Below are 19,044 nucleotides of genomic sequence, written 5' to 3' on the forward strand. Positions count from 1 at the left end.
GGGACCCTGTGGGAGAGTAAGACACCGCCGGACTTAACTTAGAAACAAACAAAAAGGCCACCCGAAAGGGTGGCCTTTTTGCGTTAACGAGCCAGCCCAGGGTGGCCGTTTCTCGTTAACACCACACCGCAAGCGGTCCCGCTTCGCACTCACCCATCCGTTGGTCGAGCATGCCCCGACCGCCATCGGCACGACCGGGGCCGGCTTCTGGGACGCGACCATGAACTCTTGCGGGGCGTCGGGACACTCGAGCCTCAGCTCAAACACTCGAACTCGTCACCCCGCAAAAATCCCTACGCCCCACCCACATGACCGACACGTGATTGACGTTGGAACCGCATCCACTTGGGTGAGGTTCTCAGCGCGATTTTGCGTGAGGGATTAGGCTTAGTACGTCTGTCGAAATGCCGGACTAATTACACAGGAGATACAGTGAGCCCTTCAGGACCCCGCGACGGCGATTCCCGTAACAACGGTCAGGACGACCGTCGTTCGAACCAGAGCGGCCGACCCTCGAATGGGCGACCTGCCGGCGGACGCGATGTCGCGAAGCCACCGTACCGCGGTAACTCCGACCGCCCGCAGCAGGGTGGCGAGCGACCTCCTTATCGCGGCAATTCCGATCGCCCTGCATACGGCGGCAACGACCGTGCTCCTTACCGTGGTAACTCTGACCGTCCCGCGCAGGGTGAGCGTCCCCCTTACCGTGGTAACTCTGACCGTCCCGCGCAGGGTGAGCGTCCTCCCTACCGTGGTAACTCTGACCGTCCCGCGCAGGGTGAGCGTCCTCCCTACCGTGGTAACTCTGACCGTCCCGCGCAGGGTGAGCGTCCCCCCTACCGGGGCAACTCTGACCGTCCTGCCCGGGGTGAGCGACCTCCGTATCGGGGTAATTCGGATCGTCCGGCTCAGGGGGAGCGTCCCCCCTACCGTGGCAATTCTGACCGGCCTTCCGGCGGGAACGACCGGGCTCCGTACCGGGGTAACTCCGACCGTCCTGCCCAGGGCGAGCGTCCCCCGTACCGTGGCAATTCGGAGCGTCCTTCCGGCGGGAACGACCGGGCTCCGTACCGGGGTAACTCTGACCGCCCCGCGCAGGGTGAGCGTCCTCCCTACCGTGGTAACTCTGACCGTCCCGCGCAGGGTGACCGGGCTCCGTACCGGGGTAACTCTGATCGTCCGGCTCAGGGTGAGCGTCCCCCTTATCGGGGTAATTCGGATCGTCCTGCCCAGGGGGAACGACCTCCCTTCCGTGGCAATTCGGAGCGTCCTTCCGGCGGGAACGACCGGGCTCCGTACCGGGGTAACTCCGATCGTCCGGCTCAGGGTGAGCGTCCCCCGTACCGGGGTAACTCTGACCGGCCCAGCAACGACCGGCCGAGAAGCGACAACGACAGCAAGCCGTGGACCCAGCGCGGCGGTTCGCCGAACCGCGCCGGCGCTCCGCGCGTCGATGCCGGCAAGAAGTTGTGGACCCGCGACGGCGCTCCGGCCCGTAACGATCGCGATGCCCGCGTCGTTGAAGAGGAGATGACCGAAGAGCAGCGCATGCAGCGCGAGCTGCGTTCGGTGCGTCCGCGTCACGACGACCCGGAACTTCCCGACGACATTTCGGCCAATGACCTTGACCGCATCGCCCGCAACGAGCTCAAGACCCTCACCAAGGAGAACGCCGAGACCGTCGGCCGTCACCTGGCGATGGCCGCCCGCGTCATCGACGAGAACCCGCAGCTGGCTCACCAGCATGTGATGAGCGCCGCCCGTCGGGCCGGCCGTATCGGTGTTGTGCGCGAAAGCCTCGCGATCACCGCGTATGCCACCGGTGACTTCGCGCTGGCCCTGCGCGAACTGCGCACCTACCGTCGCATCTCCGGCTCGAACGACCAGCTTCCCCTCATGGTCGACAGTGAACGTGGCGTCGGCCGCCCCGACCGTGCCCTCGAGCTTGGCCGCTCGGTCGATCGCAGCACGCTGTCCCCGTCCGTGCAGGTTGGCCTGGCCATCGCCATGTCCGGCGCACGGCTGGACCTCGGTGAAACGGATGCCGCGCTGGTCGAGCTCGAAATTCCGCAGCTCAACCCGAACACGGCTTTTTCCTACAGCCCCGAGCTGTTCGCCGCCTACGCTGAGGTGCTGAGCGAACTCGGTCGCGAGGACGAAGCGGACGAGTGGCTCCAGCGGGCCTCCCGCGCCGACGCTGCCATCGGGGCCTCCGGTGACGATGACGAGACCGTAGAAATCGAGGAAATGGAAGAGGACGACGACGTCGCCCTCGCCGCCGAAGCCGCCGACGCCGGAGACGAAGACGACGAAGACGACAGAGTGGCCGCCGGCGAAGCGGCTCGTGCCGTTGCCGAAGCCGGGCTCAACGCTGTCGCCGCGCCGATTACCGACGCCGACGACGCCGACGACATCGTCAACGAAGCGGCGGACACCGCCGAAACCGACGTTGAGATCGGCAACGAGGCGGAAACCGACGCTGCGGCATCCGTTTCAATTACGGACGCAGACGACGAGACGGAGCCGAATGCTGCATCGCCGAAAGCCTGAGTCGGTGACGCCGCTGGACGGCGTTGACGTTCTGCTGGCCGACTTGGACGGTGTGGTGTACGCGGGCCCGGCGGCGATTCCGTTCGCCGTCGAGAGCCTGAACCGTGCCGCCGAGACGATTCGCGTTGGCTACATCACCAATAACGCTTCGCGCACCGATCAGTCGGTCGCCGACCACCTCACCGAGCTTGGGCTGAGCGTCGCGGCAACGGATGTCGTCACCTCCCCCCAGGCAGCCGTTCGGCTGCTCGCCGAGCAGGTCGCACCCGGCGCGAGCATCCTCGTGGTCGGTGGCGACGGTCTGGTCGACGAGGTCATCAAAGCTGGATTTGTGGTGACCCGCTCGGCCGACGACAAGCCGGCCGCTGTGATCCAGGGCTTCTCGCCCGAGGTTGGCTGGGTGCACCTCGCCGAAGCGGCCTTCGCGCTCAACGCCGACGGTGTGGGCACGGGCATTCCGTGGATCGCGACCAACACGGACTGGACCATTCCGGTCGCCCGCGGCATCGCTCCGGGTAACGGCACGCTGGTTTCGGCCGTGCACACCGCGGTCGGGCGGCTGCCACTCGTGGCCGGTAAGCCCGAAGCGGCCATCTTTCTGGAAGCTACTCGGCGGTTTGGCGCGCAGAACGCGCTCTTCATCGGCGACCGCCTTGATACCGACATTCTCGGCGCGAACCGGGCCGGCATTCCTGCCGTGCTCGTGCTGACCGGCATCGACCGGGCTAAGCAGGCCCTGGCCGCCGACAAGGATTCGCAGCCAGCATTCATCCTTGACAACCTGCAGCAGCTGCACGAACCGTACCCGGAGACCGTGTTCTCCAAGGACGGCTCGACCGCCACGGTCAACGGGGCCAGCGTGCGCGTGCACGGCAATGACGTTCAGATTCTGAAAGACGGTGACGGCGCAATCAATCTGCTTCGCGCCGCCTGCGCTGCGATCTATCGGTCGGGACGGGCCATTTACGGGCTCAACGTTCCGGAGCGACTGTATCTCGCGCAGTAGCCTAGAGCTGTGAGCCCCGAACCCGTACCGGTCGATCTCGCCGGGCAACTGGCGAAGATCGAGACCCAGCCGCTCGAGGCGCGCGCCGCGGCGTTCGGGGAGCTGCACGAGCAGTTGCGCGAACGGCTCGAAGACGCCGACCAGGCTGGCCAGGCATGACCGGCACCAGCACACCCAACGACCAGGAACCAGACGCACCCGTGCCTGAGAATGACGCCGACCTTCCCGACGAGTTGAACGACACTGACAGCGTTCCAGAACGGATGCCAGCCTCCCGCCTCGACGCCGCCCTCGCGGACCGAGGGCTGGTGCGCTCCCGAACCGTCGCGGCCAAACTCATCGCCGACGGCCTCGTCACGGTAGACGGGCTGCCGGTCGTGAAGGCCAGCACCAAAGTGTCAGCGGATGCTGTTCTCGAGGTGGCCGCGACCGACCACTACGTCAGCCGCGGTGCCCACAAGCTCATCGCCGCCCTCGACGCGTTCAACCTGAGCGTCACCGGGCGCACCGTGCTCGATGCCGGCGCGAGCACCGGCGGTTTCAGCCAGGTGGTGCTCGAACGCGGCGCCGCCCAGGTGATCGCGGCCGATGTCGGCCATGGGCAGCTGGCAGCGCAACTGAAGACCGAGCCGCGTCTGAAACTGGTCGAGGGCTACAATATCCGCTATGCGACACCGGAAACCCTCGCCGGGGCATCCGGAATCGACACCCGACCCGACCTCGTCGTGGCCGACCTGTCGTTCATCTCCCTCACGACCGTGCTGCCGGCCCTTGCGGCCACGGCAGCAGAGGGCGCCGACTTTGTACTGCTGATCAAGCCGCAGTTCGAGGTGGGCCGCGGCGGCATTCGGGAGGGCATCGTGCACGACAAGGGCCTGCGCAGCGACTCGATCGCCGGCGTGCTGTGGGCCGGCTGGGACCTCGGCCTGAAAACCTGCGGCGTGATCGCCTCGCCCATCATCGGGGCGGCCGGAAATCACGAGTATCTGTGCTGGATGAGCGCCACGGCCGGCTCAAATCCGACAGAATGGATGGAACGGATCGAAACCGTGGTGGGGGCGTGACGAGTTGAGCGACACTCCGCGGTACTTTCTCATCGTTGCCCATACCGGTCGCCTCGACTCGGTTGAAGCCGCCTCGACGGTCTGCAAGCAGCTTCTCGCCGCGGGCGCCGTGCCGGTGCTGGCCAGCGACGAACGCGCCGACCTGCTCGCCGCCTGCCCGGAGCTCAACGGGCACATCGCCATTCTCGGCGAGACCGTGACAACCGCCGACCTCGAGCTGGTCATCGTGCTCGGCGGTGACGGCACCATTCTGCGTTCGGCCGAACTCGTGCGTGGTTGTTCGGCCCCGCTGCTCGGTATCAATCTCGGCCACGTCGGTTTTCTCGCCGAGAGCGAGCGGGACGACCTCGGTGAGGCCGTGCGCCGCGCCCTTAAGGGCGACTACGAGGTCGAAGAACGACTCGCCCTGTCGGTGCGGGTCAAGGTCACCAATGAGGTTGTCCACGAAACCTGGGCGCTGAACGAAGTCACCGTCGAAAAGGCCAGCCGCGAACGCATGATCGAGGTTGTCGTCGAGGTTGACGGCCGTCCGCTATCGTCGTTCGGCTGCGATGGCGTCGTGTTCTCCACCCCGACCGGCTCGACCGCGTACTCGTTCTCGGCCGGCGGCCCCATCGTCTGGCCAGGCGTTGAAGCGCTGCTGCTGGTACCGCTCAGCGCGCACGCCCTGTTCGCCCGGCCGCTCGTCGTCGGCCCCGATTCGTCCCTGGCCGTCGAGGTGCTCTCCCGCACCGGAGCCCGCGCCGTGCTGTGCGCCGATGGCCGCCGTACCCAGGACCTTCCGAGCGGCGCCCGCGTGATCGTGCGCCGCTCGAGCGTACCGGTGCGCCTGGCCCGCCTGCACATCGGCCCGTTCACGGACCGCCTGGTCAACAAATTCAACCTGCCGGTCACCGGCTGGCGCGGCCCGGTCGGCCGCGAGTAATCCGATGATCGACGAGCTGTTCATTCGCGACCTCGGCGTCATCGCCGAGGCGACGCTGCCGCTTGGGCCTGGATTCACCGCCGTCACCGGTGAAACCGGCGCCGGAAAAACCATGGTGGTCACCGCGCTCGGCTTGCTACTCGGCGATCGAGCGGATGCCGGCACCGTGCGGCAGGGCCAGCCGCAAAGTTTCGTGCAGGGCCGCTGGGTCATCGACCCCGGCGGTCCCGTCGCCGAACGCGTGCGCGACGCCGGGGGAGACCTCGACGGCCCCGAACTCATTCTCGGACGCTCCGTCTCGAGCGAAGGGCGCAGCCGGGCGACGGTCGGCGGACGCGGCGCTCCGGCGAGCGTACTTGGCGACCTGCGCAACGACCTCGTCGTCGTGCACGGCCAAAGCGACCAGGTGCGCCTGCGCTCCGCCGCCGCCCAGCGCGACGCCCTCGACCGCTTCGCCGGGCCCGACCTCTCCGCAGTGCTCGCCGACTACCAGCTCGCCTTCCACCGCTGGGAGGCCAACCAGACCGACCTGGACCGGCTCGTCACCGAACAGGATTTGCGCTCCCGCGAAGCCGACGACCTGCGGGCCGCCATCGCTGAGATTGAAACGGTCGCCCCGCAACGCGGCGAAGACGCCGAGCTCGGTGAACGGGCCGAACGCCTCGGCAACCTCGAAGAGTTGCGCCTGGCCGGGGAACAGGCCCGCCAGCTCATTTCCGCCGAAGATAACCCCGACGACCTGCCCGACGTTGTCGCGCTGCTCGAAACCGCCCGGCGCGCCCTCGACCGGGTCGCCACCCACGATGTGGCGCTGCCACCGCTCGTCACCGCGATCGCCAACGTCGGTTTCGTCGTCGCGGATATCGCCGCCGAACTCTCCAGCTACCTCGCCGGCCTCGACGCCGACGGTGCCCGCGAACTCGAAATCGTGCAGGAACGCCGCGCCGAACTGAGCATCCTCGCCCGTAAATACCCCGGCGGCCTCGACGAGGCCATCGAATTTCTGGATACTGGCAGCACCCGTCTGCTCGAGCTCGACTCCGACTCCGATCGCATCGAAACCCTCACCGCTGAAACGGATGCCGACCATCTGCTGGTCACCGATCTTGCCACCGCCCTCACCGCGCTCCGTGCAGCGGCAGCCGTGCGTCTCGGTGCCCTGGTCACCGCCGAGCTCGGCGCACTGGCAATGCCGGACGCCGTCCTCCACGTGGAGGTCGAACCGGGGGGCGAATTCACCGTCACCGGCTGCGACCTCGTGCGCCTACTGCTGCAGCCCCACGCCGGGGCCGAGCCGCGATCGCTCGCACGCGGGGCATCCGGTGGCGAGCTGTCTCGGGTCATGCTCGCGATCGAGGTCGTCATCAACGCGACCGACCCGGTGCCCACCTTCGTCTTCGACGAGATCGACGCCGGCGTCGGCGGCGCCGCCGCGATTGAAATCGGACGGCGACTGGCCCGCCTGGCCGAAACCGCCCAGGTGATCGTGGTCACCCACCTCGCCCAGGTCGCCGCGTTCGCCGTGAACCACCTCAGCGTGGTCAAGGACAGCGACGGATCCGTCACCGCCTCGAGCGTGCGCCAGTTGCGCGGCGAGGATCGGGCCGCCGAAATGGCCCGCCTGCTGTCGGGTCTGCCCGACTCGAAGAGCGGTCTCGAACACGCCAGAGAACTGCTCGACCTCGCCCAGTCCACCCCGCCCCAGCCAGCGACAAAAATCAGGTGATAGCATTGAAGCCCGTGGTGGAAAATATAATTGCGGACAGATCAGGACCGAGCAGGTCAAACGGCACAACCAAGCACATCTTCGTGACCGGGGGTGTGGTCTCCTCGCTCGGTAAGGGCTTGACGGCGGCCAGCCTCGGAAACCTACTCACGGCACGCGGCCTGCGGGTCGTCATGCAGAAGCTTGACCCGTATCTCAACGTCGACCCGGGAACAATGAACCCGTTCCAGCACGGCGAGGTCTTCGTGACCGACGACGGTGCAGAGACCGACCTCGACATCGGGCACTACGAACGTTTTCTCGACATCAACCTCGGCCAGTCGGCCAACGTGACGACCGGGCAGATCTACTCGCAGGTGATCGCCAAGGAACGCCGTGGCGAATACCTCGGCGACACCGTGCAGGTCATTCCGCACATCACCGACGAGATCAAACGCCGCATGCGCTTGCAGGCGAGCGATGAGGTGCGCCCCGATGTCATCATCACCGAGGTCGGTGGAACCGTTGGTGACATCGAGTCCCAGCCGTTCCTCGAGGCTGCCCGTCAGGTGCGCCACGAACTCGGCCGCGGCAACGTCTTCTTCGTGCACGTCTCGCTCGTTCCGTTCCTCGGCGCGGCCGGCGAGCAGAAGACCAAGCCCACCCAGCACTCCGTCGCGACACTGCGTTCCATTGGAATTCAGCCGGACGCCCTCGTGCTGCGCAGCGACCGGCCCGTCTCCGAGGCGAACAAGCGCAAAATTGCGCTCATGTGCGACGTTGACGAAGGCGCCGTGGTCAACGCCGTCGACGTCGCGTCGATTTACGAGATCCCGACCATGCTGCACGACCAGGGCCTTGACAAGTACATCGTCAACGCCCTCGGCCTCGTGGCCGACGTCGTCGACTGGTCCGGCTGGGAGAACCTGCTCGAAGCCGTACGCCACCCCAAGCACGAGGTCACGATCGGTCTGGTCGGCAAGTACATCGACCTCCCGGATGCCTACCTCTCGGTCACCGAGGCGCTGCGAGCCGGCGGATTCGCCAACCAGAGCAAGGTCAAGATCGTCTGGATCGGCTCCGACGATTGCGAAACCGACGAGGGAGCCGCGCGTCTGCTCGGCGAACTTGACGGCATTTGCGTGCCCGGCGGCTTCGGCATCCGCGGCATCGAGGGCAAGCTCGGCGCCCTCAAGTTCGCCCGCGAAAACGGCATCCCGGTGCTCGGCCTGTGCCTCGGCCTGCAGTGCATGGTCATCGAATACGCTCGCAACAAGGCCGACCTGCCCGGCGCCTCCTCCAGCGAGTTCGACCCGGAAACAGAGTTTCCGGTCATCGCGACCATGGAAGAACAGGTCGAAATCATCGCCGGCGGCGACCTCGGTGGCACCATGCGCCTCGGCCTCTACCCGGCAACGCTCGCCGAGGGGTCCCTCGTCGCCGAACTGTACGGCGCGAACGAGGCGTCCGAACGTCACCGTCACCGCTACGAGGTCAACAACGCCTTCCGTGACCAGATCGCCCTGGCCGGCCTGTGGTTCTCCGGAACCAGTCCGGACCGCCACCTGGTCGAATACGTCGAGCTCAAGCGCGACGAGCACCCGTTCTACGTCGGAACCCAGGCCCACCCGGAGCTGCGGTCCAGGCCGAACCATGCGCATCCGCTGTTTCGCGGGCTGGTCGCCGCAGCCCTCGACCGCCAGCAGGCCAGCCGGTTGTTCGAGGTGAAGGAAGAGCTCAGTGCCTGAACCACTGCAGGATGACGTGGCTCCGGTCACGGTGACCGCGAGCGAGGTCGTCTTCGACGGCGCCATCTGGAACGTGCGCCGCGACAGCTTCGAGTACAACGGCGCGAGCATCACCCGCGAATACCTCGACCACCCCGGCGCGGTGGCCGTGCTCGCCCTCGACGAGCACGACCGGGTATTGCTGATCAAGCAGTACCGGCACCCGACCGGCCTCCGCGGCTGGGAGCTGCCAGCCGGGCTGCTCGACGTGAGCGGCGAGCATGCCCTGATCGGTGCCCAGCGCGAGCTCGCCGAAGAAGCGGATGTCGTCGCCTCCGACTGGGCGCTGCTCACCGAGTTCTACACCTCGCCCGGCGGCAGCAATGAAGCCATCCGGGTCTACCTGGCGCGCGGCGTCTCGGCGGTTCCCGCCTTCGCACGCACCGAAGAAGAAGCCGATATCGAGTTGCGCTGGGTGTCCCTCGACGACTGCGTCGACGCCGTCCTGGCGCGGCGGGTCGAGAACCCGATCCTGATCGTGGGTATTCTGGCCGCGCACGTGGCCAAGTCACGCGGGTGGAGCACGCTCGCGCCGGCCGACCTGCCGTGGCCGCGGCATCCACTCAACCGGCACGTCACAGCCTAGGCATGACGATCGCCACGGCGGTAGATGGGTATCTGCGGCACGTGGCGGTCGAGCGCGGTCTCGCCGCGAACACCGTCGCTGCTTACCGCCGCGACCTCGGGCTGTACACGGCGTGGCTGGCCGGCCAGCCCGATGCGGACCTCGCCGACGCCCCGGCGCGCCCGATCACGAACCTGCGCGCCATCACCCGGCACCACGTGTCGGCATTTGTGCAATACCTCGGCCTGCGTCCGGAGTCGCCGCTGACCGCCGCATCGATCGCGCGCATCCTCTCGACCGTGCGTGGATTCCACCGGTTTCTGCTCGGTGAGGGCCTGGTCGAAACGGATGTCGCGCACGACAGTAAGCCGCCCAAACTCGTCCTGCGCCTGCCCAAGGCCATCTCGATCGAGCAGGTGGCCGCGCTGCTCGCGGCGACCGACGGCGACGATGTGCAGCGCCTGCGCGACAAGGCCCTGCTCGAATTGCTTTACGCGACCGGCGCGCGGGTGAGTGAGGTGGTCGATCTCAACGTCGACGACGTGCGCCTCGAAGACTTCGACTCGGTGCGGCTCACCGGCAAGGGCGACAAGCAGCGCATCGTTCCGGTTGGCAGCTTCGCCCGCGCCGCCGTCTCTGACTACCTGGTTCGGGCACGGCCGATGTTGTCGGCGCGCGGGCGGTCGACGCCGGCACTGTTTCTCGGGCTGCGCGGGCAGCGAGTGAGTCGGCAAAACGCCTGGCTCATCATTCGCGCGGCTGCCGAACGCGCCGGACTGACCGTGCCCGTATCCCCGCACACCCTGCGGCATTCCTTCGCGACGCACCTGCTCGCCGGCGGCGCCGACGTGCGCGTCGTGCAGGAGCTGCTCGGCCATTCGTCGGTAGCCACCACCCAGATCTACACCCTGGTGACAGCAGACACCCTCCGCGACATGTACACCCTCTCCCACCCAAGAGCCCGCTGATAATTGCGCGAGAGCGCAAAAAGTGCCCGTATGGCGAGTCCAAATGGGCACTTTTTGCGCTCTCGCGAGCAGTGGCAGGGGGTGCGCGGCGATCCTTGCGAAGACCGGGCGATCTAATCGCTAGAATCGACCAAGTGATGGGTGCAGGACAAATCAAGGGCGGGCCAGTGACGCGTAAGTTGAGCGAGCGGATTTCGCTTCCCGGTTTCGATGAGATACCGGTGGGCCCGACGGGACGCGAAAAACACGAATTCGCCGAACCAGAGCCGTTGAAAAGCCACGGTCCGGCCCGCATCATCTCCCTGTGCAACCAGAAGGGTGGCGTCGGCAAGACCACGACGACCATCAACCTCGGTGCCGCCCTGGCCCGCTACGGCCGCCGCGTGCTCGCGATCGACTTCGACCCGCAGGGCGCCCTTTCGGCCGGCCTCGGCGTTCCCACGCACGACGTCACCACCATCTACGACCTGCTGCTCAACGGCAAGGTCGACCCGAAAGACGCTATCCAGCCGACCTCGGTCGAGGGACTCGACGTTATCCCGGCCAACATTGACCTCTCTGCCGCCGAGGTGCACTTGGTCAACGAGGTCGCCCGTGAGCAGATTCTGTCCCGCGTGTTGCGCAAGGTGTCCGGCGACTATGACGTCATTCTCATCGACTGCCAGCCGTCGCTCGGCATTCTCACCGTGAACGCGCTCACCGCGAGCCACGGCGTACTGATTCCACTGGAGTGCGAATTCTTCGCCCTGCGCGGTGTCGCCCTGCTTATCGAAACCATCGACAAGGTGCGCGACCGCCTCAACCCGGCGATCGAACTCGACGGAATTCTCGCCACCATGTACGACTCCCGTACCCTGCACTCTCGCGAGGTACTCGAGCGAGTCGTCGACGCCTTCGGTCACAGCGTGCTCGAAACCGTCATCGGCCGCACCGTCAAATTTCCCGACGCGAGCGTGGCCGGGGTACCCATCACCGACTTCGCGCCAGAGCACGCGGCTGCCAAGGCCTACCTGCAGGTGGCCCGCGAATTGATCCACCGTGGCGCAGTCGCCTAGCGCGGCCGAGAAGCCCGCGTTTTCGGTCGCCCTCGGCGTTTTCGAGGGTCCGTTCGACCTGCTGTTGAAGCTGATCACCCGGCACGAACTCGACATCACCGAGATCTCGCTCAGCCAAGTCACCGACGAGTTCATCTCCTACCTGCGCGGCCTTGACGCGGCGGAAGAACTCGACCAGGCCACCGAATTTCTGGTCGTCGCCGCGACACTGCTGGATCTCAAGGTGGCCGGACTGCTTCCGCAGGGCGAACTCGTCGACGCCGAAGACGTCGCCCTGCTCGAAGCCCGCGACCTGCTGTTCGCCCGCCTGCTGCAGTACCGCGCCTTCAAGGAGGCCGCGACCTGGTTCAGCGGGCAGCTCGAGATTGAGACCCGCCGACACGTGCGCTCGGTGCGCCTCGAAGAGAAGTACCGCCAGAAGACCCCGGAGCTGGTCTGGACGCTCTCCCTCGCCGACTTCGCCGCGCTGGCAGCCGTCGCCCTCGCCCCGCGCGAGCTGCCCAGTGTGGGCCTCGACCACCTGCACGCGCCGCTCGTGAGCATCCGCGAGCAGGCCGCCTACGTCGTCGCCATGCTGCAGCCGGGGGAGCCGGTCTCGTTTCGTGCGCTCATCGCCGGCACCGACGAGAAGGGCGTCATTATCGCCCGCTTTCTCGCGGTGCTCGAGCTGTACCGCCATGGTGCCGTCTCCTTTGACCAAATCGAGCCCCTCGGTGAGCTCACCCTGCGCTGGAGTACCCAGTCCTGGACCGACGAAAACCTCGCCTCGCTCGGGGCCGACTATGACAATTGAAAACCCGACCACCGACACCCGGTCACGCACGCCGCAAACGGATGCTGCAGCATCCGCTTCACCGGCCGCCAGCGAAAAAGACCAAGACCAGAACGCCGCAGACCACTCCCTCGACCGCCAGCTCGAAGCCGTGCTCATGGTCGCTGACGAACCGCAGGGGCTCGTACACCTCGCGACCGCCGTCGGGCGGCCCATCGCCGCGGTGGCGGCATCCGTTGCCCGGCTGGTCGCCGATTTCGACGGCCTGCGCAGCACCGACGGTACCCAAACGGTGCGTCGCGGCTTTGAGCTGCGCGAGGTCGCCGGCGGCTGGCGTATCTACGTGCGCGCCACCCACGACGTACTCGTGACCGACTTCGTGCTCACGCAGAATCCAAGCCGGCTCAGCCAGGCGGCCCTCGAGACGCTCGCTGTGATCGCCTACAAGCAGCCGATCAGCCGCGGCCAGGTTGCGAGCATTCGGGCGGTCAACGTCGACTCCGTCGTGCGCACCCTGCTCGGGCGCGGCTTGGTCACCGAGGCATTCACCGACAGCGAAACCGGCGCGATCAACTACGCCACCACAGACTTGCTGCTTACCCAGCTCGGAATCAACTCGCTCGACGAGTTACCCCACCTATCGCCGTTGCTTGACGGCGGAACCGACGGATTCGAGGATCTGCTTTGACCGACAACATCCCCCAGGACCAGACGCCCCGCGACCCCAACTTCAACCCGGAGGCCGCCGCCGACGGCGTCCGCCTGCAGAAGGTACTGGCCTCGGCCGGCGTCGCCAGCCGCCGCGTCTCCGAAGATCTCATCACCTCCGGTCGCGTGCGGGTGAACGGCAAGGTTGTCACCGAGCTCGGTCGCCGCGTGCACCCTGAAATCGACCAGGTCGCCGTCGACAACGTGGCCGTGCAGCTCGACACCACCCGCCGGTACCTCATGCTCAACAAGCCGGTCGGCGTCGTCTCCTCGATGCAGGACGAGAGCGGCCGCCCCGACCTGCGCGAGTTCACCGACCAGTTCGATGAACGCCTGTTCAACGTGGGCCGGCTCGATGCCCAGACCAGCGGCCTGCTCATTCTCACCAATGACGGCGACCTCGCCCACGTGCTCGCCCACCCCTCCTTCGGTGTCTCCAAGACCTACATCGCCAAGGTGGAGGGCCGCGTCTCGCCGCAGACCATCGGCCAGCTGCAGAGCGGCATCGAACTCGAGGACGGCCCCATTCACGCTGACAAGGCCCGCATTCTGACGAGCCCGCCCGGCGGCGGCTACAGCATGGTCGAGCTGACCCTGCACTCCGGCCGTAACCGCATCGTACGACGGATGCTCGACGCCGTCGGTCACCCCGTGGTTGATCTGGTGCGTCGCCAGTTCGGGCCGCTGAACCTCGGCACCCTGCAGCAGGGCGCCGTGCGGGAACTCACCCGCGAAGAACTGGGCCAGCTGCTCACAGTGTCCCGCCAGGCGCCGAGCGCGCGCCCTGATGCTAACTAACTCCGCGCGAACTAAGGACTGAAATCCATGGCTGAAAGCCGCCTCGTCGGCCCGGTGCGCATCGTCGGCGTCGGCCTGCTCGGAACCAGCGTCGGCCTCGGCCTGCGTAACCGCAAGATCGAAACGATTCTTAGCGATGCGTCGCCGACCAACCTGCGCATCGCGATCGATTACGGCGCCGGCCGGGCCGCCCAGCCAGACGACGAGCCGCAGCTGATCGTGGTCTGCGTGCCGCCCGACGTCACCGCCGACATCGTCGCCCGCGAACTCGCGGCGTACCCCGGCGCGATCGTGACGGATGTCGCAAGCGTCAAGCTTGCCCCACTGGCCGAGCTGCGCGAGCGTGGCGCCGATATCAGCCGCTACATCGGATCGCATCCGCTGGCCGGTCGGGAGAAGGGCGGCCCGCTCTCCGGCCGCGCCGACCTGTTCATCGGCCGTCCCTGGGTCGTTGCCGCACACGACGCGATCAGCTACCAGCAGGCGGGAGCCATTGACGACCTCATCCTCGACCTCGGCGCTATTTTGGTCGAGATGACGCCCGAGGAACATGATCTCGGCGTCGCCCTGGTCTCGCACGTCCCGCAGGTCATCTCGACCCTGATGGCCCGCCGCCTCACCGGTGCCGCGCACTCCTCGCTGAACCTCGCCGGTCAGGGCCTGCGCGACGTGACCCGCGTCGCAGCGAGCGACCCCGATTTGTGGGTGCAGATTCTCGGCGCCAATGCCGGCCCGGTGCGCGATGTGCTGCTGGCCTACCGCGACGACCTCGACCGGTTCATCGATGCACTAGAAGACCCCGCCAAGCCGGGGGCGCAGCGTCAGATCGCTGAAGAACTCGGCGGGGGCAACGCCGGAGTAGCCCGACTGCCCGGAAAACACGGCCAGGACCGGCGTTTCTCCTCGATGGTGGTCATGGTCAACGACCAGCCAGGCCAGATCGCCCGCCTGCTCAACGACATCGGCGACCTCGGAGTTAACCTCGAAGACTTACGCTTGGAACACTCGCCGGGCGCCCAAATCGGCCTAGCCGAAATCTCCGTACTGCCCGAGGCCGTCACTCGCCTCACCGAAGAGCTGGCCGCCCGCGGCTGGCGGATTGCTGGTTAACGCATGGCACGTCACGCCCTCCCCACCCTCGTCGCCATCGACGGACCGGCCGGCAGCGGCAAGTCGAGTGTGAGCCGTGCTGCCGCACGCCGCCTCGGCTTCGCCTACCTCGACACCGGCGCCGCTTACCGGGCGCTGGCCTGGCTGGCTCTCGACCGCAACACCGACAGCAGCCAAGCGGATGCCGTCACCGCGCTCCTGAAAGACTTCGACTACTCGATCGGTACCGACCCCGACGAGTATTTCGTGACGGTGGGGGAGACCGACGTGACCGACGCGATCCGCTCGCCGGAAGTCAGTGCAGCGGTGAGCGCTGTCGCCCGCGTTCCCGAGGTGCGGGGTGCTCTCACCGAGTTGTTTCGCAGCCTCGCTGCAAACGTGGATCGGCCCGGCGTCGTGGTCGAAGGACGCGACATTACGACCATCGTCGCCCCCGAGGCGGAGGTGCGCATTCTACTCACGGCATCCGAGGAGGCTAGAATGACTAGACGCTCTGCGGAAATAACGACCCAGTCGGCTGAAACCGTGGCAGAACAGCTGCGATCGCGTGATCGCGCTGACTCACAGGTTGTCGATTTCATGAGCGCAGCAGACGGTGTGATAACCGTCGACTCCACCCATCTCGACTTCGAGCAGACCATTGAAGCGGTCATCGACGTCATACACACACGCACGAAGCGGACTTTTGAATGAGTAACGAATACGACGACACGAGCACAGCGCTCGATACCGAGCTGGCGGAACGACTCGCCAATCTCGATGAGGAACTCGCCACCCGGCGTTCCGCCGCGCTGCGCACGGACCTCGACAACTACGACCTCGACGAGGAAGACCTCGACGTACTGCGGGCCGTCACGAACGACCCCGACGCCATCCAGTACCTTCCCGCCGTTCCGGTGATCGCTATCGTCGGCCGCCCGAACGTGGGCAAGTCGGCGCTGGTAAATCGAATCCTCGGCCGCCGCGAAGCCGTTGTGGAGGACACTCCCGGTGTCACGCGAGACCGGGTCGCCTACAAGGGCGAGTGGCACGAACGCAAGTTCAGCCTCGTCGACACCGGCGGCTGGGAGCCAGACGCGAAGGGCATCGACGCTTCCGTCGCCGCTCAGGCCGAGATCGCCATCGACCTGTCCGACCTCGTCATGTTCGTCGTCGACTCCAACGTGGGCCCGACCTCGACCGATGAGGCCGTCGTGCGCATGCTGCGCAAGAGCGGCAAGCCGGTCTTCCTGATTGCCAACAAGGTCGACGACGTGCGCCAGGAACCCGAAGCGGCCAGCCTGTGGTCGCTCGGCCTCGGCCAGCCCTGGCCGGTCTCCGCCCTGCACGGTCGTGGTGTTGCCGACCTGCTCGATGCGATCCTGCTCGTTCTGCCCGAAATCTCCAACGTTGCCAAGCAGGAGGTCGGCGGCCCGCGCCGCGTGGCCATCCTCGGCCGCCCAAACGTCGGAAAGTCCAGCCTGCTCAACAAGGTGGTGGGGGAGGAGCGCGTTGTTGTCAACGAGCTTGCCGGCACAACCCGTGACCCGGTGGACGAGCAGGTTGAACTCGGCGGTAAGGTGTGGCGCTTCGTCGATACCGCCGGCATCCGCCGCCGTGTTCACCTCTCGCAGGGCGCCGACTTCTACGCCTCGCTGCGCACCAGCGCCGCCCTCGAAAAGGCCGAGGTCGCCGTCGTGCTGCTCGACGTGACCGAGGTCATCAGCGAGCAGGACGTGCGCGTCATCGACCTCGTGATCGAGTCGGGCCGTGCGCTCGTGCTCGCCTTCAATAAGTGGGACCAGATCGACGACGACCGTCGCCGCTACCTCGAACGTGAAATCGAGCAGGACCTTGCCCACGTGGCGTGGGCGCCGCGCGTGAACATCTCCGCCAAGACCGGTCGCCACATGGAGAAGCTGGTTCCGGCCCTCGAGCTCGCGCTCGAATCCTGGGACACCCGCATCGCCACCGGCAAGTTCAACGCCTTCCTGGCCGAGCTGGCCGCCGCCCACCCGCACCCCGTGCGCAGCGGCAAGCAGCCGCGCATCCTGTTCGGCACCCAGGCCTCGAGCCGTCCGCCGACGTTCGTGGTCTTCACCACCGGATTCCTCGACCCGGGCTACCGTCGCTACATTCAGCGTCGCCTGCGCGAGATCTACGGCTTCGAGGGAAGCCCGATCAACCTCAGCATGCGCGTGCGCGAGAAGCGCAAACGCTAACTTTTTTTGAACGGATGCGGTCGGGCCTGTTTACGCAGGTCCGGCCGCATTTTTCGTATCCGGCGGGCATCGTTATGAAGTTGGAATGTTACGGGTCGATTTGTGTCTTCAGATATTCTGAGCCAAGCTCAAGTCTTACCCTAATGGCTCCCTACAGCCGACCACCTGCACGTACCGAACTTGTGCGCGACCCGGAATATACATAACGAGCCCATGGCATATAAAGAAGCCCGCACGTCCAAAATCAACCACAACTCAACCCGTGCCCCTCAACACCTCGCCGAAAGCAGCTCGCCCCGGGCTCGACGATTGGCTGTTTGGGCGGCACTTGCCGCCTCGACGATCGCCCTTTCGGGGCTCGCTGCTGTTCCGGCTATCGCCGAAGTAGGCGGCTCCGACCGAAGCGGCTCCGACCGAAGCGGCTCCGACCGAAGCGGTGCCGACCCGATGACCCCGTCCATCGTTGTCCCGGCCGGCGAAAGTGTCACCACCCGATTGGGCAATGTACCTACCGGCCTGAGCTCCATCGAGGTGGAATACTCCACATCGAACGATGGAGTGCCCACCCAGGTCGAAATTTCTGTCGGCCCCGAGAATACCCAAACCTATTCATTCACCGCTCCGACCGGCACGAGCGCTACGGCCACCATCACGGTTCCCGTGACGGATAAGACCGACGGCACGATCACCGCGAGCAGTAGCGCCTCGACGGTGTCGCTGAATCTCGCCCTCGTCGGTTTCGAACGCGGCGAGGCTGGTCGCGCGCCAACGCCCAGTCCCGTGCTGGCACCAGCTCCGAAGCCGTCGCCCACGCCGACTCCCGAGCCCACCCCGGCCCCCGAGCCGACTCCGACTCCCGAGCCGACTCCGACGCCGACTCCCACTCCGACGCCGACGCCGGCTCCCGAGCCCACCCCTTCGCGTGGCGGTATGCCCGGTAAGTCCAACACCGGCGTTCCTGCCGGTACCGCGCTCACCGTGCACAACGATGACATCACTGTCACCAAGGCCGGCACAGTGCTCGATGGCCTCGACATTCGTGGTCTGGTCAAAATTGAGGCCGCGAACGTCACCATTAAGAACTCCATCATCCGTGGTCGCGAATTGAACGGCATCGGGGCGCTGATCAATAACCTCGGCGGCTTCAGCAACCTCGTGATTGTCGATACCGAGCTGCGCCCCTCCATCGCGTCGCCCGACGCCATGGGCATCTACGGCTACAACTTCACTGCTACCCGGTTGAACATCAACAATGTCATCGACGGAATCCACGTCACCGGCAGCAACGTCGTGATCAAGGACAGCTGGATCCACGACAACCTGCACTACCGGAACGACCCGAATCACGGCGGTACGCCGAGTCACGACGACTCGATCCAAATCCAGGTCGGCAATAATATCAGCGTCACCGGCAATCGCCTGACCGATGCGTATAGCGCTGCGGTGCAGATCACGCAGGACCGTGGACGGGTCGCCAACTTCTCGTACACGGACAACTACGCTGACGGCGGGCACTGCACCGTGAATATCGCCGAGAAGGACTATGGGCCTCTCCAGGGTACGACGATCACCGACAACGAGTTCGGCCGCGACACCAGTCTGAATAATTGTGCTGTCATCGCGCAGACCTCGACGAAGATCGACTTTGCTCGTAACTACTTCACCGACGGCAGCCCGGTGAAAATTTCCAAGGGGTAATTCTCAAAAATCCTTAAACGGATGCGGCCGGACCTGTTAACGCAGGTCCGGCCGCTTTTTTCTGTCCAAATTTTGCAAATTGTCTACCCCTGAACGGGGGTGAACCTGAGAAAGTGATGTGATCGCTTGTAG

At 66.1% G+C, this 19,044-nt stretch carries 17 protein-coding genes; all 17 read left to right on the top strand.

Going from position 1 to position 19,044, the window contains the following annotated elements; translation table 11 throughout:
* Window positions 1-1,530: 1,530 nt before the first annotated feature.
* The 17 genes from CXY80_RS12290 to CXY80_RS19740 all read left to right on the top strand — a co-directional run bounded on the left by CXY80_RS12290 (window position 1,531) and on the right by CXY80_RS19740 (window position 18,912).
* Entirely contained in the window at window positions 1,531-2,550 is a 1,020-nt protein-coding gene (locus CXY80_RS12290) for a hypothetical protein (protein WP_233195350.1), read from the top strand.
* Window positions 2,528-3,556 (top strand): HAD-IIA family hydrolase, encoded by a 1,029-nt coding sequence (locus tag CXY80_RS12295; RefSeq protein WP_092452839.1) that lies wholly within the window; start codon window positions 2,528-2,530, stop codon window positions 3,554-3,556. The genes CXY80_RS12290 and CXY80_RS12295 overlap by 23 nt, the downstream gene beginning before the upstream one ends.
* Window positions 3,557-3,565: 9 nt before the next feature.
* Window positions 3,566-3,715, top strand: a complete 150-nt coding sequence (locus tag CXY80_RS19735) for a hypothetical protein (protein WP_166787561.1) — start codon at window positions 3,566-3,568, stop codon at window positions 3,713-3,715.
* Between the two features lie 104 nt (window positions 3,716-3,819).
* Complete coding sequence (locus tag CXY80_RS12300) at window positions 3,820-4,620, top strand: TlyA family RNA methyltransferase (RefSeq protein WP_092452926.1); 801 nt, start codon at window positions 3,820-3,822, stop codon at window positions 4,618-4,620.
* 4 nt (window positions 4,621-4,624) lie between these two features.
* Window positions 4,625-5,545, top strand: coding sequence for an NAD kinase (locus CXY80_RS12305; protein ID WP_104132690.1), 921 nt, complete (start codon window positions 4,625-4,627; stop codon window positions 5,543-5,545).
* A gap of 4 nt (window positions 5,546-5,549) precedes the next feature.
* A complete protein-coding gene (recN, locus tag CXY80_RS12310) occupies window positions 5,550-7,271 on the top strand; it encodes a DNA repair protein RecN (protein WP_092452845.1) in 1,722 nt (573 codons plus the stop codon).
* A 29-nt stretch (window positions 7,272-7,300) separates the two neighbouring features.
* On the top strand, window positions 7,301-8,998 hold the full coding sequence (locus tag CXY80_RS12315; protein WP_170851605.1) for a CTP synthase: 1,698 nt from the start codon (window positions 7,301-7,303) through the stop codon (window positions 8,996-8,998).
* Window positions 8,991-9,623 (top strand): NUDIX hydrolase, encoded by a 633-nt coding sequence (locus CXY80_RS12320; protein WP_092452848.1) that lies wholly within the window; start codon window positions 8,991-8,993, stop codon window positions 9,621-9,623. The genes CXY80_RS12315 and CXY80_RS12320 overlap by 8 nt, the downstream gene beginning before the upstream one ends.
* 2 nt (window positions 9,624-9,625) lie before the next feature.
* Window positions 9,626-10,570, top strand: a complete 945-nt coding sequence (locus tag CXY80_RS12325) for a site-specific tyrosine recombinase XerD (protein ID WP_104132691.1) — start codon at window positions 9,626-9,628, stop codon at window positions 10,568-10,570.
* Window positions 10,571-10,737: 167 nt separating this feature from the next.
* Window positions 10,738-11,625, top strand: coding sequence for a ParA family protein (locus CXY80_RS12330; RefSeq protein WP_233195351.1), 888 nt, complete (start codon window positions 10,738-10,740; stop codon window positions 11,623-11,625).
* Complete coding sequence (locus CXY80_RS12335) at window positions 11,609-12,418, top strand: ScpA family protein (RefSeq protein WP_092452857.1); 810 nt, start codon at window positions 11,609-11,611, stop codon at window positions 12,416-12,418. The genes CXY80_RS12330 and CXY80_RS12335 overlap by 17 nt, the downstream gene beginning before the upstream one ends.
* The gene (locus CXY80_RS12340; RefSeq protein WP_092452860.1) at window positions 12,408-13,085 is read left to right on the top strand and encodes an SMC-Scp complex subunit ScpB; all 678 of its coding nucleotides are present in this window, start codon (window positions 12,408-12,410) and stop codon (window positions 13,083-13,085) included. The genes CXY80_RS12335 and CXY80_RS12340 overlap by 11 nt, the downstream gene beginning before the upstream one ends.
* 8 nt (window positions 13,086-13,093) lie before the next feature.
* Window positions 13,094-13,903, top strand: coding sequence for a pseudouridine synthase (locus CXY80_RS12345; protein WP_092452931.1), 810 nt, complete (start codon window positions 13,094-13,096; stop codon window positions 13,901-13,903).
* A gap of 27 nt (window positions 13,904-13,930) precedes the next feature.
* Entirely contained in the window at window positions 13,931-15,013 is a 1,083-nt protein-coding gene (locus tag CXY80_RS12350) for a prephenate dehydrogenase (protein WP_092452863.1), read from the top strand.
* Between the two features lie 3 nt (window positions 15,014-15,016).
* Window positions 15,017-15,706, top strand: coding sequence for a (d)CMP kinase (cmk, locus tag CXY80_RS12355; RefSeq protein ID WP_092452865.1), 690 nt, complete (start codon window positions 15,017-15,019; stop codon window positions 15,704-15,706).
* Entirely contained in the window at window positions 15,703-17,214 is a 1,512-nt protein-coding gene (der, locus tag CXY80_RS12360) for a ribosome biogenesis GTPase Der (RefSeq protein WP_092452868.1), read from the top strand. The genes cmk and der overlap by 4 nt, the downstream gene beginning before the upstream one ends.
* Window positions 17,215-17,427: 213 nt before the next feature.
* Window positions 17,428-18,912: a hypothetical protein gene (locus tag CXY80_RS19740; RefSeq protein ID WP_199182264.1), complete on the top strand. Its 1,485-nt coding sequence runs from the start codon at window positions 17,428-17,430 to the stop codon at window positions 18,910-18,912.
* The last annotated feature ends 132 nt before the right edge of the window (window positions 18,913-19,044 follow it).

This window comes from Cryobacterium sp. M91 (genome assembly GCF_002929615.1).
GTDB lineage: Bacteria > Actinomycetota > Actinomycetes > Actinomycetales > Microbacteriaceae > Cryobacterium > Cryobacterium levicorallinum.

Coding starts and splice junctions, on each gene's coding strand:
- CXY80_RS12290 (WP_233195350.1), top strand. CDS start 1,531: ATGACCGAAGAGCAGCGCATGCAGCGCGAGCTGCGTTCGGTGCGTCCG.
- recN (WP_092452845.1), top strand. CDS start 5,550: ATGATCGACGAGCTGTTCATTCGCGACCTCGGCGTCATCGCCGAGGCG.
- CXY80_RS12300 (WP_092452926.1), top strand. CDS start 3,820: ATGCCAGCCTCCCGCCTCGACGCCGCCCTCGCGGACCGAGGGCTGGTG.
- CXY80_RS19740 (WP_199182264.1), top strand. CDS start 17,428: ATGGCATATAAAGAAGCCCGCACGTCCAAAATCAACCACAACTCAACC.
- CXY80_RS12350 (WP_092452863.1), top strand. CDS start 13,931: ATGGCTGAAAGCCGCCTCGTCGGCCCGGTGCGCATCGTCGGCGTCGGC.
- der (WP_092452868.1), top strand. CDS start 15,703: ATGAGTAACGAATACGACGACACGAGCACAGCGCTCGATACCGAGCTG.
- CXY80_RS12325 (WP_104132691.1), top strand. CDS start 9,626: ATGACGATCGCCACGGCGGTAGATGGGTATCTGCGGCACGTGGCGGTC.
- CXY80_RS12295 (WP_092452839.1), top strand. CDS start 2,528: ATGCTGCATCGCCGAAAGCCTGAGTCGGTGACGCCGCTGGACGGCGTT.
- CXY80_RS12340 (WP_092452860.1), top strand. CDS start 12,408: ATGACAATTGAAAACCCGACCACCGACACCCGGTCACGCACGCCGCAA.
- cmk (WP_092452865.1), top strand. CDS start 15,017: ATGGCACGTCACGCCCTCCCCACCCTCGTCGCCATCGACGGACCGGCC.